At 46.7% G+C, this 18,341-nt stretch carries 19 protein-coding genes; all 19 read right to left on the reverse strand.

Annotation, left to right across the window (positions count from 1 at the left end):
* Positions 1–69: 69 nt before the first annotated feature.
* Complete coding sequence (locus tag AB4124_RS07965; protein ID WP_441972227.1) at positions 70–1,101, reverse strand: SPFH domain-containing protein; 1,032 nt, start codon at positions 1,099–1,101, stop codon at positions 70–72.
* A gap of 21 nt (positions 1,102–1,122) precedes the next feature.
* Entirely contained in the window at positions 1,123–1,923 is an 801-nt protein-coding gene (locus AB4124_RS07970) for a TPM domain-containing protein (RefSeq protein WP_441972229.1), read from the reverse strand.
* Positions 1,920–2,951, reverse strand: a complete 1,032-nt coding sequence (locus tag AB4124_RS07975) for a TFIIB-type zinc ribbon-containing protein (RefSeq protein WP_441972231.1) — start codon at positions 2,949–2,951, stop codon at positions 1,920–1,922. Before AB4124_RS07975 ends, AB4124_RS07970 begins: the two co-directional genes overlap by 4 nt.
* 27 nt (positions 2,952–2,978) lie before the next feature.
* Positions 2,979–3,683 carry a PspA/IM30 family protein gene (locus AB4124_RS07980; RefSeq protein WP_441972496.1) on the reverse strand — a complete coding sequence of 235 codons (705 nt, stop codon included), beginning with the start codon at positions 3,681–3,683 and terminating at the stop codon, positions 2,979–2,981.
* Between the two features lie 157 nt (positions 3,684–3,840).
* Positions 3,841–4,299 carry an Hsp20/alpha crystallin family protein gene (locus AB4124_RS07985; protein ID WP_441972498.1) on the reverse strand — a complete coding sequence of 153 codons (459 nt, stop codon included), beginning with the start codon at positions 4,297–4,299 and terminating at the stop codon, positions 3,841–3,843.
* Between the two features lie 264 nt (positions 4,300–4,563).
* Entirely contained in the window at positions 4,564–4,812 is a 249-nt protein-coding gene (locus AB4124_RS07990; RefSeq protein WP_339269591.1) for a helix-turn-helix domain-containing protein, read from the reverse strand.
* A gap of 67 nt (positions 4,813–4,879) precedes the next feature.
* Positions 4,880–5,122, reverse strand: a complete 243-nt coding sequence (locus AB4124_RS07995) for a cold-shock protein (RefSeq protein ID WP_076322548.1) — start codon at positions 5,120–5,122, stop codon at positions 4,880–4,882.
* Positions 5,123–5,222: 100 nt separating this feature from the next.
* On the reverse strand, positions 5,223–5,423 hold the full coding sequence (locus AB4124_RS08000; protein WP_006207692.1) for a cold-shock protein: 201 nt from the start codon (positions 5,421–5,423) through the stop codon (positions 5,223–5,225).
* 400 nt (positions 5,424–5,823) lie between these two features.
* Positions 5,824–7,629 carry an ABC transporter ATP-binding protein gene (locus tag AB4124_RS08005; protein WP_430137451.1) on the reverse strand — a complete coding sequence of 602 codons (1,806 nt, stop codon included), beginning with the start codon at positions 7,627–7,629 and terminating at the stop codon, positions 5,824–5,826.
* Complete coding sequence (locus AB4124_RS08010) at positions 7,626–8,129, reverse strand: lasso peptide biosynthesis B2 protein (protein ID WP_441972235.1); 504 nt, start codon at positions 8,127–8,129, stop codon at positions 7,626–7,628. Before AB4124_RS08010 ends, AB4124_RS08005 begins: the two co-directional genes overlap by 4 nt.
* A gap of 2 nt (positions 8,130–8,131) precedes the next feature.
* The gene (locus AB4124_RS08015) at positions 8,132–8,422 is read right to left on the reverse strand and encodes a lasso peptide biosynthesis PqqD family chaperone (protein ID WP_076322552.1); all 291 of its coding nucleotides are present in this window, start codon (positions 8,420–8,422) and stop codon (positions 8,132–8,134) included.
* Positions 8,423–8,538: 116 nt separating this feature from the next.
* On the reverse strand, positions 8,539–9,711 hold the full coding sequence (locus AB4124_RS08020) for a nucleotidyltransferase domain-containing protein (protein WP_441972237.1): 1,173 nt from the start codon (positions 9,709–9,711) through the stop codon (positions 8,539–8,541).
* 23 nt (positions 9,712–9,734) lie between these two features.
* Positions 9,735–11,072: a UDP-glucose dehydrogenase family protein gene (locus tag AB4124_RS08025; RefSeq protein WP_441972239.1), complete on the reverse strand. Its 1,338-nt coding sequence runs from the start codon at positions 11,070–11,072 to the stop codon at positions 9,735–9,737.
* Positions 11,073–11,109: 37 nt separating this feature from the next.
* A complete protein-coding gene (locus AB4124_RS08030) occupies positions 11,110–12,489 on the reverse strand; it encodes a sugar phosphate nucleotidyltransferase (RefSeq protein ID WP_441972241.1) in 1,380 nt (459 codons plus the stop codon).
* 3 nt (positions 12,490–12,492) lie between these two features.
* A complete protein-coding gene (locus tag AB4124_RS08035) occupies positions 12,493–13,632 on the reverse strand; it encodes a glycosyltransferase (protein WP_430110161.1) in 1,140 nt (379 codons plus the stop codon).
* Positions 13,632–14,828, reverse strand: coding sequence for a glycosyltransferase family 4 protein (locus AB4124_RS08040; RefSeq protein ID WP_441972243.1), 1,197 nt, complete (start codon positions 14,826–14,828; stop codon positions 13,632–13,634). The genes AB4124_RS08035 and AB4124_RS08040 overlap by 1 nt, the downstream gene beginning before the upstream one ends.
* A complete protein-coding gene (locus AB4124_RS08045) occupies positions 14,825–16,012 on the reverse strand; it encodes a glycosyltransferase family 4 protein (protein ID WP_076322557.1) in 1,188 nt (395 codons plus the stop codon). Before AB4124_RS08045 ends, AB4124_RS08040 begins: the two co-directional genes overlap by 4 nt.
* A 77-nt stretch (positions 16,013–16,089) precedes the next feature.
* Positions 16,090–17,211: a glycosyltransferase family 4 protein gene (locus AB4124_RS08050; protein ID WP_441972246.1), complete on the reverse strand. Its 1,122-nt coding sequence runs from the start codon at positions 17,209–17,211 to the stop codon at positions 16,090–16,092.
* A gap of 28 nt (positions 17,212–17,239) precedes the next feature.
* A complete protein-coding gene (locus AB4124_RS08055; RefSeq protein ID WP_441972248.1) occupies positions 17,240–18,337 on the reverse strand; it encodes a glycosyltransferase family 4 protein in 1,098 nt (365 codons plus the stop codon).
* Positions 18,338–18,341 lie beyond the last annotated feature (4 nt).

Raw genomic sequence — 18,341 nt, forward strand, 5'->3', positions numbered from 1 at the left:
TCCAATGATGGCATCGAACTTTGTATCAAATCTTGTACATTTATTAGCGCGACTAGTCACAAATTCAACTTAACCCAGCTTCTGCCCACAATTCGCACAGAAGTTCGCCCCTTCATTCTTTGCGCCGCAGTTCGGGCAGAAATTGGGCTTCTTGCTTCCTTCAGAAGGGGATGCAGCCGCCGGGGCGGATGGCTCCTTCGCAGCCGGAGGCTGTTGGCTTTGATTCGAATTGTTTTGGTTCTGGTTCTGATTCTGGTTCTGATTCATATTTTTCATCATTTCATTAGCCATGTTCATCCCCATCATCATGCCGGCCATATCCGAAGCCGCACCGCCGCCTTGCACCTTGCCGGATGCAATCCCATCCGTCATGCTGACCTGCTGGTATTTTTGCAGATTGCCGATCATTTCATGGGAAGCCGTCTTGGTGATCATATCCTGAATTTCCTTCGGATAGTTGAAGCTCATCACCTGGAAGCCGGTGATCGTTATTCCGTTGTCCATCACTTCCATGTCCAGGTCTTCTCGAATCCCTCTCGCGATATCGGAGGCGTTCGCCTGCAGATTAAACATGTCCTTGCCTTCGCGACTGATCCATTTCATCAACAATTGATCGAGCACCGAAGTGATCCGGATCTTGACGTCGTCCACAAGATAGCTCTCTTTCATCCCGGCGATTCTGTCGATCAGCGTCACATAATCATTCACTTTAAAATTGAACGTGCCGTTGGCACGGATCGGCATACCGCCCGGAAGCTGCGGCGTCGGAATGAGGACTGGATTTTGCGTCCCCCATCTGACTGTGAATTCCTTCGTGTTTACGAACAGTACTTCCACGCGCATGCCACTGTTAAAGCCAAATTTAAATCCCTTTAAAGTAGAAAGAAACGGAATGATATCCGAGTCGATGTTATATACGCCTTCATCCTCAAAAATCCCCTCGATCTTGCCGTTATTGACAAAAATCGCGTCCTGACCGGAGCGGATGACCAGCTTGCTTCCTTTTTTAATCTCCCGGTTGCTCCATTTCCAGAAAATCATATCGTCCCTAAACTCTTCCCATTCAACAACATTAGAAAATTGGTTCTTGAAAAATCCCATCGATGTTATCCATCCCTTTCCTTAAAATTTCCCGCTGCTGCTGCTATGCGAATGGCCGCCGCTGCTAACGCCGCCACCGCCTCCGCCGCCCGAGCCGCTGCTCGTGTTGCGCTCGATCTTCTGCTTCGTTACAGTTGTTCTAACATAACGGTCCTGCTGGTTCAGTATCCCCGATGTGCTGGTATCCTCATAGGTGCGAGAATTAACCGTCACCCGTCCGCCGGAACGGTAAGCCATGACACCCACGGCGATTGCGCCGATGGCAGCGGCAGTTCCCAGTTGAAACCAAAGATTAAACAGAATATTATCCGGGTTCATGTCGGGCTCAAAGCCCATATACCGATGAGCGGTTTTGATATATTTTTCAAAAGCCTGCTTATAATTGCCTCTGGACAAGTCCGGAGTAATCTTGTTTTGTATCTTTAACAGCCTACCTGCGTCCAGATACTTCTCGGCCTTATAATAACCTTCCAAATGAACTCTACGAGTACCGTCACGAGTACTCATTAAGATGGTCAAAATAACGGTATTGCCGTGCGACTTATCATACCCGGGGGCGTACTCATCGTAAAAGTTTTCCGTCCATGTCTCATAATCGTCATTCGGAACGCTGTTAACCGTAAGTATCATAAAGTCTGTCTCGCGTTCGGCACCGTACTCATTCGCCATCGCATTCAGCTCTTCTCGTTCTTCCGGACTGAGCAGATCGGCTTCATCAAAGATCAATGGCTTGTCATCCGCAGCTTTGACCATCAAGGCCGGAACCATCAGATAGGCAACCAGGAAGAACAAAACAGCACCTAATACATATCGTCTTCTCACAGGAAACCTCCTCCCATCGCCCAGGAGATCAGCTTCAATGACAGTAACGAGACGCCCGAAATGCCTGCAAACCACGCAGCCACTTTCGCTTTGCTGATCGGCGGTTTGCCGACCACTTTCCCCGTCTGGCCGTTCATCGCAAAGGTATGCTCCGATTTGTTGTAATCATAGTGCACCATCCATACCGGAAGGAGGACATAATCGGCCTGCTTTAAGGTGGTATCGATCTGCTTGTTGGTATAATTTACGGTTGTGTATCCTGACACGGCTGACGAGATATACGAATCAATGTAGGAGCTGATCTTATCTTTGGCACGCGGAAGAAGCTGCTCTTCATCATGGCTGTATTTTTCGGCAATGTACCCGGCGAGATAAGGCGTCTTGAATTCCTTCAGCTGCTGATAGGGAAAAGGCTCCAGCTTATCCATCAACTCATCGTTCATTTTCTCCGAAGCATCGATCGGCACCTTCACATAGTTCAAGCGAATCTTCCGGTAGATGTCGAAGTGCTGGGTCTCCGTGTACTGGTAATCTCCTTGCGTGTAGGTTCTCACCTTGGTGCCGTGCCCATGAACTTCAACCCGATTATGTAACTCATATAGCCAAAAAGGTACATATATCCCGGTAATTTCCTTGATCCGGTTTGCTGTCATAAATCCGCTTGGTGTCAGGAGGCCATTTCTGCACCATTTCTTGAAAGCCTTCATCGCTTCTTCCTTGGTAATCGAAAAAGGGATGACCATAACCGGAGCCAGATCGCCGCTCAGTCGGTCGCTGAGTACAACGGCGGATCCGCAGAAGCTGCAGGTCGTGGCGCTGGTCTCCGGCTCCGTCACGATGACGGCCCCGCAGCTGTTGCAGTGATACTCTTTCACTTCGTTTTCGACGAAAACCTGCTTTTTCAGCGGGTCGGGAATTTCCTCGATATTATCTTTTCTCCCGCAGCTCAGGCAAGACAACATTCCTGTATCGCCGTCAAAAACCATGCTGCTGCCGCAGTTCGGGCACTTGTATTCGATAACCGGCATTTCCTCACCTCGATAACAATGAAATGATTATTCCTTTTCTTTCAGCTTTTCTTTGATTGCTTCCAGTTCATCCTGGGCAGGGAGAATCTCCATTGGAGCAGCTCCGTCCTTCCTCATATTCTTCTCCAATTCAGCGATCAGATCGTCCAGATCGTCTTCCTTCGCTCCGGCGCGAAGCTCTGCCAGGGCCAGCGCTTCATCCAAGGCACGGTTTGCCTTCTCTTCCATCGTGTTGAATGCCGCATTCGCACCGCCCGAGGATGAATGGCTGGCGTTTAAATCCTGTTGGGCTTTGGCAGCCGCCATCTTCCCTTTCAACTCGGCATAGCGAGCCTCCAGTTGGCTCATGTCCGACACCAGCTTATCCTGCATTTGTTTCATCCTAATGGCGTTTGCGGATGCCGATTCGTATGCTGCCTGCAGTTCGTTCAGCTTCTGGGCCTGGGTTGCTTTTCTCTCCAGGAACTTCAGGGCATTATCCTCATTTCCCGCTTCTACGGCCTTCTCTGCATATCGCTGCAGCTTCTTGATCTCGGCACCACACTCATCAAGGGCCCGCTTCGCTCTTCGCTCATCCGAGAGCACGGAAGCCGTCTCCGCTTTCACCTGACCCAAGTCCGTATTCAAGCTACGCATATACGTGTCAACTGTTTTCTCCGAATCTTCCGTCCGATCCAACAGTGCGTTCACATTCACCTTCATAACATCCTTAAACCTCGATAAGATTCCCACCATGAGTTTCCCCCTCGAAAAGTTTACATTTAACCTATAATACCCTACATACCGCTAAAAGGTTTCAAATGCCGAAATTCGATGGAATATATGTAAAAATATTACTAATAAAACGCAAAAAAATCCCCCCGACCATATAGATCGGAGGGTACGTTTATTAGATATCATCCCGGATCTGGATGCGTTTCTTACCAGAGTCCGGCTGTTTCGGTATTTCAAGCTTGAGGACCCCGTCCTTCAGGGAAGCGGCAATTTGGTCCTCTGCTATATTCTGAACGTAGAATCTGCGCACATACTCGCCATAACGACGTTCCTTCCGGACGATTTGCTGCTTCGTATCCTCCACGCTGTTATCTTCCTTGCGAACGGCTTTGATCGTTAAGTAAGGGTCAGCGTAGCTGATTTCGATGTCGTCTTTTTGAAAACCTGGAAGCTCCGCCTCAACCAGATAAGCGCGCTCCGTCTCTTTAACGTCTGTTTTGAAAGACATCATCGAACCTTTGAACGGTGCAAGCACCTCATCTTGAAACGCATCGTTAAAGACATCGTGAAATGACTTCACCAACTGCCCGAAGGCATCCTCTCTGCGCTTTCCAAATGGCATCAAATCAAACATCATAGATTTCCCCTTTCTTATTTGACCTTGTTTGACCTTACGCCTTTATTATATGCCTTGCACGCATAAATGCCAAAACCGATTATAAAGAAAACAGGACTAAAATAACGTATTTTCAGCCGATTTTTCGCATGAATTGGTTTCGATCTTTCGATTTGACCTTTTTTGACCTTCAGACTGTTTCGTTTCCATGCTTCCCAATAAAACTATGTTCACGCGAATTTAGCACGATAAAAAAGACACCCGAATGGGTGCCCGTTTCAGTTATATATTGGGGTGAGCAGACCTACCGTTTTTCACAATATGATCGATTTCACTCTTCAACAAAAGGTATCGATGCACGCTTCTCATGATCGGAACTTTGGTCAGCTTATTCTGATCGACATATCTTTTCATTTGATCTTTGGACAGACCTAACAATTGACCTGCCTCAGAAACGGTTAATACTTCTTCATTACTGGTTGCATTAAACGTTTTTTTCACCTTTAAATTCCAATCTTCGAACACCTGCATGAGATCTCAACCTTTCTTTAACGCAACGACTAAAACAAAATGGTCAAGGAGCCGTGAGAGCAGCCCCTTACGATTTGGTGTCCTTGCGCTGATTCTTACGGTAAAGCTTGATTTGCTGATCCGACGAAACAAGGATCGGCAAGACTTTATTGCTGCTGACCATGGACGACGCGCACTGTGAACAAACGGGAACTTCCTTGAACGAGAAGCTATCTCGAATCCAACCGTTACACCCTTCCTTCGTACAAGACCAGATCGCAGTCATCTCTTCCGGCAGATTTTCCAGTGGTTTATTCCAAGAATAAGACAATGAACTTCCCCCTTAGCTACATTTTTAACGCCTTCATGCTGTTTTGAGCTCTATTATAAAAAAAACCCCAAACGGTACGTTTGGGGATCTTTTCAAAAATCTACAGTTTTACAACGTTCTCAGCTTGTTGTCCGCGGTTGCCTTGGACTACGTTAAATTCAACACGTTGTCCTTCATCAAGCGACTTGAAGCCGTCACCTGTGATTGCACTAAAGTGTACGAATACGTCTTCGCCACCTTCAACCTCGATGAAACCAAAGCCTTTTTCTGCGTTAAACCATTTCACTGTTCCTGTTTGCATAGAAACACCTCCTAAATTTATATGATTTTCTCATTTTTGGTTAAAAACAAAAAATTCACATATTGCACAAGGTTCCTGATCAAAATAATAACCCTCTGCAATATGTGAATCTCAGGTCAAAATCCCAATAAACTTATTATACCCCAACCGTTCCAAAATAGCAAACGTCTTATTTCTTATGTACAATTCATAAAAAGACAAGGGTAGCTGAATGTAAACAAATGGCCGCTAAAGGGTATGTTGATAAGGAGGCCGGGTGTAAGTATAATCTGCTAGCTCAAGAAATGCTTCCGCAAAAAAACGGCCATTTCCCGGTAAAATACCGGGAAATGGCCGTAGGGTTGCAGCTTTAAACAACACGTCTTGCACATACAGCAATGTTATGCAATCCAATCGGAGGTTACATCTGAGCACCTGTCTGATAACTCAGCAGCTGCCGGAAAGTGCCTTTGTGATCTTGGGAAAGCTGCTGATACCCCCCCTGCTGGATAACCCGCCCTTGCTCCATCACGATGACCTGATCGGCATGGCGAATGGTGGACAGTCGGTGGGCGATCACGATGATCGTCATGCTCCCTTTCAGCTGTTCCAACGCTTCCTGGATCCGCTGCTCGTTCTCACTGTCGAGTGCACTTGTCGCTTCGTCCAACACCAGAATCGAAGGCTTTTTCAAGATAGCTCTCGCCAGCACAATCCGCTGACGTTCTCCACCGGACAGGCGGATACCGCGGTCACCAATGACGGTGTCGAGGCCTAGCGGAAGCCCATGTACGAATTCGTCGGAGGCTGAAAACCTTAGCGCTTCCCACAGCTCGTTATCCGAGGCATCGGGAGCAACCAGCTTCAGATTATCCCGGATACTCTCATTGAAGAGAAAAGGATCCTGCGCCACATATCCGATACTCCCTCGGAGCGACATCAACTGACGTTCGTCCTCCATGGACACGCCGTCCACAAGAACTTGCCCGCTCTCTGGTTGGATCAGTCCCATAAGAAGATCGATAAGGGTGCTCTTGCCCGCCCCTGATTTGCCGACGATGGCCGTCATGCGATTAGCAGGAATATGTAAGTTGATATTTCGCAAAGCATAGACGGGGGAAGCGCCATCGTACCGATAGTCCACATGAGTACAGTCGATTCCATGCTGCAGCTGAAGTCGCTCGCCCCCTGTCATCGAAATCGATCCGGCGATCTCCCTGTCTACCTCGTATTCCGCTTGCAGCTCGCGTATCGCCCGGAAGGCCGGGAAATTCGACACGAGCTGCTCGGTGCTCGATTGAATGCTGATAAATCTAGGCCATAGGCGCGAAAAGATAAGAACGATCATCAGCAGCTGTTCAGCAGGCGTACGCAGCACTTCCAGCGCCAAATACACAAATCCGGCAACCAGCAATACAGACGAGAGCCGATAGATCAGCTGGGACAAGGAATTGATCTTGCCAAATTGGATAAAATTATGCTCCATTTTTCGCGACAGCCTGTCAAACCAGTTCATATGAAATGGCTCCAACCGGTTGCTCTTAATATCCTTGATGCCGTTGAAATGTTCGCTGATGCCCGCAAAATAATATTTCGAAAGCTCTGTCGTCTGCTCGCCGATCCGCTTCGACCGCCGGATGAATCGACGTCCAAACAGGGCAAGGAGCCCACCGCTCATCAGGACGATGAGGGTCAGCATCGGGGCAAGCCATAGGGCAAGCCCAATCTGAATTATCGTGAACAAGAAAGACGAGACCATCTGCAAGAAAAGAAACGTGCCTTGATTCACGCGCCCGAGTTCATTGGTCATGACATGGTTGAAATCCGACTTGCGGTGGCGCAGGAAGAACTCCCACTTGGCATGCAGCAACCCCTGATACGTTTCCATGCGCAGTTTGCGAATGAATCGCTGCAATATTTTTGCATTCAACAGGTTCTGACTGCGCTGCAGCAGGGCTTGCCCGCCCACAATCACCACATAGAGGGCCAGCACCATCGGCAAATTGAGCTGCAATGACCATGAACCAGCCAGATCCATCAAGGTTGAGACAAGCGGCACCCCGCTCAAATCGGTCTGGAATACACCAATGACACCGAGCAGAGGGACGATCAAATAGATGCCGATGCCGTCCAAAACACTGATGAACAGGATCATACCCATATTGAGGTAGAGCTTAAATCCGGCCATCCCATGCATTTTACGGATAAAATAAAAGAGATCCTTCAATGTAAAAACTCCTTATCGGATGACCGCTTCAAGTTCAAACCTTCGGTCCCCATATCCTTACCGAATATCCCGACAACGGCATACCTTTCATGCCCTTCTCTTCCCGTTACAATATAAGAGCCGAAGCGGAGCCAGGCATGGGCAACCATCATTCCGTTATCGTCCCGACCGCTTCCCAGATAAAGTGTACTCGGAATCCCTCTTCGCTCCAGCATCTTCATCGCGGCAACGGCTTTAACCAGGCATTGGCTTTCCCACCATGTGACACGGCTCATGGTATGGACGGCTCTGGAGATTTGGCGGACAAGCGAAAGCTCCTCCTCCGTATAGCCCACATACGGTGTCTCCTTCATAGGTTCTCCCAGAGACGGAGATACCTTTTGAAAAGGGAACAGCTTGAACACTCTTCCCCAGGCCAGGTAAAAGTAAGCTTCTGCCAACATAAGCTTCATGCTAACAGGATAAGACATGAATCGGCGTGCTTTCCGGTACAGGCTCATTGCTATTTATCCACCTGAACAAGGCCTTCCGTGGCTAACTGCTTAAGGAATAATCGTACCTGCTGCTCACAGAGCTCCGGTTCGATCTCATATTCCAATACCAATTGATCCACCATATTAGAGATCGTGACGGGAGACGAAATAAGTTCCCATATCCGCCCGCCAATCCGTCCCAGATTATAATACTTGCCGTTTTCGATGCTCAGCATCACCTTCTCACCATCCATATCACTGACCAAGAAACCTTCGGATTGTACAACGAGAGCGTCTGTCGTGATTAATTCAGTAGTCATGGATAGAACCCCCCCTTTTTTCAGCTATATAAACTGGCCTGAGAATATTCTGATGATACCCGCTTCTACAAAATGGATTGTGATTGTGATCCAATGATAAAAGCGATGTTGCACCCTTAAATCGATGGTTGTTTCATACGCCGCCAGAACCAGAGAAATGGCCGGAGCGGATAATACAGAAAGTGCAGTGATTTGGGTAATGGCAGTACCGAAGCGTCCCGCGAATTGGGCAGAAACTTATTCAATATATACAAAACTTTCTGTTTTCCCGTCATTAACGAGAATAGGTAACGGTTATAACGCCATGCCACGCTTTTCTCCGGCACCGGGTTCAATTTGACGATCCTTTTAATATAGTAGAGTGCACTTTGTGCAAGGCGGTGGGCTTTGGAGTTTATCGTTAATACAGTCATATCGTGCGGAATGTCGACTGAGAACAGTCGCGATAAAAGAATAAAGGCCTGCCCTACATATTGCTGTCCCCCATATCGCTCAAAGTGGGCCTTCATATCGTTGCTGTTTATCATGGGAAGCAGCCTTGCAATATCCATCAGCCAACGCAGCCGGAACCAACCATGCCTGGCACCATGGTCGGCCAGATAGTTTAGCAAATCCTCATTTCCCAGATAATGATAAATCTGATGGGACAGCATCACATCATTCCTGCGCTCCCACAATAAATCAAAGGAAAATGACTTGTTATAATGAGGATTCAGACGCCAGTGAACTTCGATCTGCGCTGAATGTTTCTTATGCTCGTAGGACAAATGATGGCTTGTTTTCTTCCAATTTCCCAAGATACGTTCATCCTGCAATTCGTACCCAAGCTGTACCAGCACCCGTTCAACTCTTTCCACGTCATCCGCATCCACCAAGATATCCAAATCCTTCGAAGTCCTGTGTGCCAGATCCCCATAGAGCTGCGTAGCTAGTATAGGGCCTTTAAGCAAAAGTGTACGCACCCCAGTATCCTTGAGCGCCTCACAAAGCTGGCTCATTTCCCTGCTTAAATGAAGCATTTTCATCACGTTACTATGATAATGCTGCTGGAGAGACGCCATAACCTCGAATGGAATGAGGGATGCATCCACCCCTTTAAGTCGCAGATATACAAGCGGATAAACCCGGTGGTGCAGCGCGAGTTTCATGAACATATCCCAATCGATATCCGATGCATATTGCTTTATGAGAATTTCTTCATGCGTGTTATTGCGGAGAAGATAGAGTAAAAAAGACAGCTCTTTGGAGATATCACTCAGGTCCAGCTTAACGGCATCTTCAATAATCAAGGTATCCACCCCAATAAAATTGATCATAGCAAGAGTGCAGGCACTTGCTCTCTTACGCCTTTATTCATTCCTGGCCGGCCGATCGAGTAATAGACAAGCTTCGTCTTTGCCAATTGTTCCTCATCGTATATATTACGACCATCGATCAGGTACGGCGATTTCAACCAGCTCTCGATATCGGATAATGGAACCTGCTGGAATTCATTCCATTCCGTTAAAATACAAAGTGCATCCGCTTGCCAAACTGCTTCCCGGGCATTTCGGCAGTAAGTAATTCCGGCAATATCATAATTTCTCTTGAAATTATCCGTCGCAACTGGATCGTAAGCCTTCACCTTTGCCCCTCGTTCCATTAATTCCGATATAATCTCATATGCCGGCGAATCACGGACATCGTCGGTTTCAGGCTTAAACGCCAATCCCCAAACCCCAATCGTTCTACCCGTTAGATCACCCAACAAGGCTCCCAACTTGCGAATAATGTTGAGGCGTTGGTCTCGATTGACCTCAACGACGGATTTTAGAAGCTTAAAATCGTAATCCATCTGTCCGGCTATTTGAATAAGAGCTTGTGTGTCTTTAGGGAAGCAGGAACCACCGTATCCGATACCCGCTTTCAGAAAAGAAGAGCCAATGCGCTTGTCATAACCCATACCATAGGCTACTTTCGTCACATCGGCTCCAACTCGCTCACATATATTTGCAATTTCATTGATAAAGGAAATCTTTGTAGCAAGAAAAGCATTAGAAGCATATTTAATCATTTCAGCACTGCGAACATCCGTTATGATCATATTTTCCGTCAAAGGTTTGTGCAACTCAACAAGCTGCTCCTCTGCCCTTTTGCTGTCCGTTCCAATAATAATCCGGTCTGGATTCATGGTATCCTGAACCGCCGTGCCTTCCCGCAAGAATTCAGGCACCGAAGCGATATCAAAGGATTCATGTGTATGCTGTGCAATGATTTCTTTGACTTTTTCGTTCGTTCCTACCGGAACGGTACTCTTCGTTACGATAATCTTATAACTGTTCATCGCCTGCCCGATCTCTTGGGCTGCCATCTCGATATAACTTAAATTGGCTTGCCCATTCGGCATAGACGGTGTTCCCACCGCGATGATGATGATGTCCGATTGCTTGACTGAAGCGATCAAATCGGTGGTAAAACGAAGATTCCCTGCTTCCTTATTAACGGTGATCAACGACTGAAGACCAGGCTCGTAAATGGGAATCTCTCCACGTTGAAGCTGTTCAATCTTAGCCTCTATTTTATCTACGCAGATGACCTCGTTTCCAAGCTCGGAGAAGCATACGCCTGAGACCAGGCCAACGTAGCCGGTACCAATGACCGTGATTTTCATCCTTTTTCACTCCTCTGATAGCGGATTTCGCTATCCTTTATGAAGTTAAAACACTTATCTTGATTTCATCCCAATTCATCGCCAATCTTACAATATCATCCTCAATCAATTCGCTGCCGGTTTGCACCTCAATGATTTCGATATCGGTGATAGCGCGTAGACTATGCCTTGCTTCAGCCGAGATAACAACAACATCCCCCTTACCAATCATTCGAACGTTGCCGTCCAATATCATTTCGCCTTGACCGGATATCACCGTCCATACTTCGCTGCGCAGCAAATGATATTGGTAACTTAAATTCTTCCCTTCTAAAATGCATATCCGTTTTGTCAATACTTCATTGCCGTTTGGATACTTGGTATAGTCGAGCACGCGATATCGTCCCCAGCGACGCTCTTCATACATAGGCCGCTGGTCTCCGAATTGGAGCACTTCCTTTATCCGCATACTGGCGCTCTTCTCAGAGACCAGAATACCGTCGGGACTAGCGGCAACAATCAAATTAGGCGCTCCGATGACCGTTATGGGAATATCCAACTCATTGATGACATGCGTATTGGAGGAATCGTCGGTTAAGGTTCCTTTTCCGATCAAAGGGGTATGAATTTCTTCGGTCAATGCATCCCAAGTTCCTAAATCCTTCCACATTCCTTTATAAGGCATAACAACGATGTTTTGCGCTTTCTCAACCACGGCATAATCAAAGCTTGTTTTGTTTATACGGCGATATTGCTGAAGCAATTCATCATATTGAATAGGAAGCGATTTCTCTATCAGATAATGAATGAGATACTCAAGCCGAAAAGCGAACACGCCGCAGTTCCAAAACGCTGTTTGTTCTATCAGCCGAAGCGCATGCTCTTCTTCAGGTTTTTCTACAAAGTGGCTCACCTTGAAGAATTCCGTCCCATTCTCTAAAGTCGATGCCGACTGAGGGACGATGTAACCAAACTTCGAGGATGGATGATCAGGCAAAACCCCCATCAACCCGAGATCAGCGCCGCTTTCCAGCATTAACGCCTCTAATTCCTTTACCTTCTCGAAGAAATGATCCTCGACAAACGGATCAACCGGAAGTACGATCACAACCTCATTGAGACTGATACCTTTAATGGAATATAAATATCCCGCTGATAAAGCAATCGCCGGAAAAGTATCTCTCCGTTCCGGTTCTATGATAATTTCCACCTCATAACCAAGCTGATTTTGGAGTAGTTCTACCTGGGATTTCCCGGTTGCCACAATCGTGGATTGCTGAAGGTCCATTTGTCCTAACTGATCCCATACTCTCTGAACCATCGACTGGCGTCGTCCTGACTCCCCGTCTAATATCTTCAGAAATTGCTTGGAACGTGTCTCATTGGACAATGGCCATAATCGGTTGCCGCTGCCCCCAGACAATAGAACAATATGCATGATTTAATAGCTCCCTTCCACTTCCATAAGCTTAGCGTTGATCTCTCTTGCCCTGATCAGGCCATCGATGCTGGACTGCAGTCGTTTTACAAATACATCCTCGCTAAATTTCTCAGCATGCTCCCGAATACATTCCGAATCCCAATCATATTGGTCAAAGCGCCTAATCGTTTCGGAGAGCGAGTCTATCGATTGTTTGTCGAAAAAGAGTCCGGTCTTTTCCGCTACGACCGTATCCAAAGCTCCGCCTTCACGGTACGCAATGATCGGGCGACCGCATGCATTCACTTCAAGCGGTGTAATCCCAAAATCCTCAATCCCCGGAAAGATAAGCGCTTGGCAATGCTGCATATAGCGGACAACCTCTTCATCGCTTTTTCTGCCGAGAAAAGTAATGGTATCACCTGCTAACTGCTCAAGCCTCTGTCGATCCGGTCCATCTCCAACGACGATCAGCCGCCGGCCTAGACGAGTGCAGGCCTCTACGGCGAGGTCAATTTTTTTGTAAGATACTAATCTGGAGACAACGAGAAAATAATCCTCCGGCTTCTCTTCATCGATGCTAAACCGACTAATTTCTACGGGGGGAAATATAACAGAGGCATTTATTCCATACCATTGCCTGATTCTCTGTTTCACGATGGTAGAGTTGGCAATAAGGTAATCCACCTGCTTGGAGTTGTCCTTATCCCATGCTTGAAGGGGGAAGGTGAACCATTTAGCAATCCGCTTCACGAGATTCGGCACTTGCACGCTATCCATATAGGCTTCAAAATTCCACGCAAAGCGCATGGGAGCATGGCAATAACATACGTGCACACTCTGATTTCCCTTCCTCACACCTTTCGCATAAGCACTGCTGGAGCTTAGAATAAGATCGTAGCCTTTTACGTTCATGGATCGAACAGCAAAAGGATACAGCCAGAAAAACAGTTTGAATTTGCTCAATATCCCAGGTATGCGCTGCATCCATGTGGTATAAATGACTGCATCCTTCAATTCGGGAAGCAGTTTATTCTCATCGACGATCGTCGTATAAATTGGAGCATCGGGAAACATCTTGTGGAATACAGCCACAACCCGTTCGGCTCCTCCCATCTGATTGAGGTAATCATGTACGATAGCCACTTTCAAATTCCGCATTATACAATCTCCTTTGCCCGCTGACGCTCTATCGATTCGACGCCGGGTCTCGCCAATAGCTCCTTATAGATCTGTTGAACATTATGAGATGTCTGCTTAATGGAGAACATCTCCCTTACTCTTTCCTGCCCATTTTGACTAAGTAAAGACCATACAGCCTTATCATCGAGCACCTGACGGATATACTGTGCGAGTTCATCTGTATTTCCGATTTCATACATGAACCCGCTCACCCCATGTTCAATAATCTCAGGTACACCACCGCCTCTGGTTCCCACAACCGGAGTGCCTTGTGACATGGCTTCAATGATGACTCTGCCGAAAGGTTCATGGTCCGAACATAATAAAAGGAGATCTGCAGCACAGCAGATCTCCAATACATCTTCCCGGAATCCGGTGAATATGACTTTGTCTTCAAGGCCAAAAGCTTTAACCCTCTCTTGCAATCTGACCAGATAACGTTCGTTCTCTTGCCTGAACTTGGCTTCCCCAACGATCCATAAAACCGCATTCCGTTCTTCACGAATAAGACTTGCGAATGCTTCTATGGCATCTTCTTGTCTCTTCCAGGGAGCAATTTGACCGATGATAGCCAGCACCTGTGCTTCCTGTGGTGTTTGTAATTCCGAACGGATATGCCCTTTAATCCTTTGTTTCTCTTCGTCATGAAAGCTCTTTAGCTCCACACCGTTATGTACAAGGTGGCACCGCTTAGCTACGGAAGGATGCTCCATACTTTGCAAGACAGATTCTGAAATACAGATCAGCGCTTTAGCTGTACTCCCTGCGAGTCTTTTGATTAAATTGCCTATATAACCTTGGGGAGGCATGTCTCGAATATGCCACACAACGGGTAGACGATGGTACCATCTGAATAGTCCAGCCATAATACCTGCTCGGATGGAATTCGCATGGATGAGATCCACTTGGCTTTTTTTCATGAGAAGAGCAAGCTTCCATCCTGCCCACAGCATCCCCATCACATAGACAACAAGCAGAAATGGATTTCTGGTCATTCGCGCCCTATAACTGGGTAGAGCAACAACCTCGATTCCTTGATTGCGTGCCTTCTGCAGCAGTTCCCCTTCGGGGGCAAATATAATCGGATGTGCCTCCATTACATATTTTGCAGTTAACAAGAGACTGATCTCCGCACCACTTACCGTGCTTGTATGGTTATAAAAGGCGATTTTCATGTTCTGAATACCTTTCTTTTCTCAACTTCCTCCGTGAAAACAGCGGTCACCGCTTCCGCCACTCGACTCCATGTGTACCGATTCAATACATGTTCCCTGCACGCTTCCCGTGAAGGAAGGAATGAGTCTTTATTCAAAACATCAATGATTTTCTTGCTTATCGATTCAGCAGTACCGTCTTCAAACATCAAATCATCCGATACTTGATGCAAAATTTCCTTCGTTCCCCCATAAGGGGTTCCCAGTACCGGCGTACCACAGGCAAGAGACTCAACGGTAATAAGACCGAACCCCTCTAACGTGAGTGTCGGCACTAAACTGATATCAGCAGCCTGGTAGTACTCAACAAGCTCCTCATTTGAAATTCTGCCAAGCAGTTTCACATTGGGAGAAAGTCCAAGCCGAAGGATTAACGCTTCATACTCCGCCCGCATCGGTCCGTCTCCACCGATGAACAATCGGACCTCAGGGAATACTCGAACCACATCTACCATGGCATAAATCAGTCGGTCGATCCCCATCCTGCGAACCAATCTCCTGATACAGAAGAGTATAGGTTGATAGGGGGCGATGCCTAATCGCAGTCTTAATTCATTACGATCTGGATGCGGCCGAAAGCGATTATGATCCACTGCACCGGGTATGATATGTATTTTCCGCTCATCTACGCCGTAGGTTTCGGTCAATACATCACGAAAATATTCACTAAGTACAATGAAACTATCGGAACGGCGGTAGGTTAATTGCTCCACTTGCTTTTTGATCCAATACTTTGTATTTTTTATTGCACCCGCAGTTGACTTTTCCTCTACTCTGGATTCCATGGCCCATGGTCCATGGAAGTGTGTGACAATGGGAATATGCGCAGGGATATGGTTTCTTGTAACCATGGTTGTGTAAAACGCAAAATGTGGATTAAATACATCCGGATGAAAGCTTCGGACCGCTTGAACCGCATGCTTCTGCACCGATTTCATACGTGGAAGGAAGTGGTTGAGGCGAAGCTCGTTGGTTGCGTTACTGATGTTCCAGTCTGAAGGCAGCTCCACTCCTTTAGGAGCGACGACAAAGCCCAGTTCAGAATGTCCAAATTCTTTCATGGCTTTGGTGTAATCTGCAAAATAACGGTTTAAACCTCCATGCTGGATATCGATCCATCCCATTCCGGTTGAAAGCACATTCATGGTATCTCTCTTTTCTTAAAATGAATTAATAAAACATTGAGCTAAAGATATGGTAACAACTACACCACAGCTGAGCCTTATTTTTTTAAATGTTGAATTGCTTTCTGATAACATTCCAGCCGGTTTCTCGCTGCATTATCCCAAGTAAATACCTGTGCCGTACGGTATGCATTGTGGCGAAGGTGCCGCAATAATACCGGATCCTGAATCAACTTCTCCAGAGCAAGAATCATTTCGTCAACGTTTCGCTTCGGTATGACAAGAGCATCCATGCCATCCGTCACAATATCGGCCGGACCTGCCGTGTCCGTCGTGATCGGAGCAAGGCCGCACGCCATGCATTCGATCAACGTTTTCCCAAATCCTTCCGATAGCGTTGGAAATAGCTTAATATGATATCCTTTTAACATGCTGGGTAACTCACTGTGTTTGTATGAGGGGATTACCTTAACCCTTTCCCTTACTCCCTCGTCGAAATCGGATAGCACGACTTCCTTCTCGCACCCTGTTCCCATAAAGGCCACCTCAACTTGAGGAAACTTGCCAAGAATAGCATTTAGGGCCTTGGTGCTGTAAGAAATACCCTTCCTATGAATGTAACTGCCTACCTGGGCAATTCGGATCACCGGCATGTTCTCTATCTCCATATCATCGAGCGGCAGACTTAACAAATAACTTGGTATCCCGTTAAAAATAGCGCTGATTTTGAACGTTTCTTTCCCCAGTTGATTCTGTACGAAAATTTTATCTTCGGAATTAAGAACAATCGAAAAGTCCGATCTTCTAAATGATTTCGATACCTCCCAAATCCGGTACCCGCCCCAGTAAATAAAATATTTTTTGCTAAGCGACAAATTGCCCAGCCGATTCTCTTCCAGTATTTCTTTATGAGCCAAGTGTTCAAGTCCATGACTGCTTGAGACGATAACAGGGCGTTTTTTGAAATATGATAGTACCCAGCTGTCTCCGGAGGCAATATCCAGAAGGTCGTAATCTTTCCAGCTCGATAATTTCGACGCCAGCTTCCATGGAAAGATGATTTTATCCAGGATTCCGCCGTTAAACACTTTAAAGTCGTCCATGAAATAAGTATCTACGTGCACGCCTAGATTCCTTAAGGATTCCGCAATCGCCAATCTGGTTCCTGATACACCCGAGTTCATATTATGATTAGAATTTGCAATCATGGCTACTTTCACGGGATTCACTCCAATTATTCAATCGATTTTATTCCATTCCATTCATTTCTTCTCTCCGACTGCTCATTCGGTATTTGTTGCTCAGAAGATCCTCATAGATCTCTATCGTCTCTTTCGTTACACGCTCCACTTTATAAAAATCCAGCCCCTGCCTGGCAGATCTTTTGTATTTTTCACGGAGTTCCTCGTCGTTCAACATGTTTAAGATAGCCTCTGCCAGCTTATCCGGAGTTTTTGGTGGTACCAGCATCCCCGAATCGCCGAAATCCAGCGCCTCAGGTATACCATCCACATCAGTTGCGATGATGGCGCAGCCCGATTCCCTAGCCTCGAGTAACACTAACGGAAACGGATCTTTATGGGAGGCCAAGACGAATACCTCAGACGAACTCATGTATTTTTTGGGGTCTGTCTGAAACCCCTCAAAGTGAATTCTGTTCCGGCTCGATGATTGCGTAGCCATTGTCTTGAATCGTTCTTTCTCCGGTCCGTCCCCCACAATATACAATTCCGATTCCGGACATTGCCCGGAGACAATATTAAACGCTTCGATAAGATCGGCTATGCCTTTGCGTTCATTCAACCCGGCAACTGTAACAATGGAACGCCCCTTGAGCGAGATCCCTTCCATTCGTTGATTTCTCTTGCTTCCGATCGTACCGTTAAGAACAACTCGAAGTTTTATTTCGTTGACCCCCCGATTGGCCATCGATTTGGCTACCGCCTGACTTACTGCGATAACCGTATCACCTACTTTCATGTAATCAGCGCTCTTCTGAAATTCATTATGAACATGCGTAACGATCTTGTATTTACGGAACCCTTTGGAATACCGTGAGAGCAAAGCACCAGTCATCATGTGAGCATGAATAATATCCGGCTGGAACCGTCTGACGATGTTCTGAAAATGAAAAAAAGCCTGCAGCATTTGCATCGGCTTTCTCGTCTGATCCAGGTTATAATGCTCTATGTTATGTTGCCGCAACAAAGCTAAATATTCGCCGCCCTCAGATGCCACAGCTACCTTATGTCCCAGTATGGACTGCTCGCATGCCAGGTCGATCATAACATTCACAATTCCGTTCCCCGATTGTTTGATATGATTGGCAATATGCAAGATATTCAAATGA

It is taken from the genome of Paenibacillus sp. 2KB_20, from assembly GCF_052115765.1.
In the GTDB taxonomy this organism is placed as follows: Bacteria; Bacillota; Bacilli; order Paenibacillales; family Paenibacillaceae; genus Paenibacillus_AQ.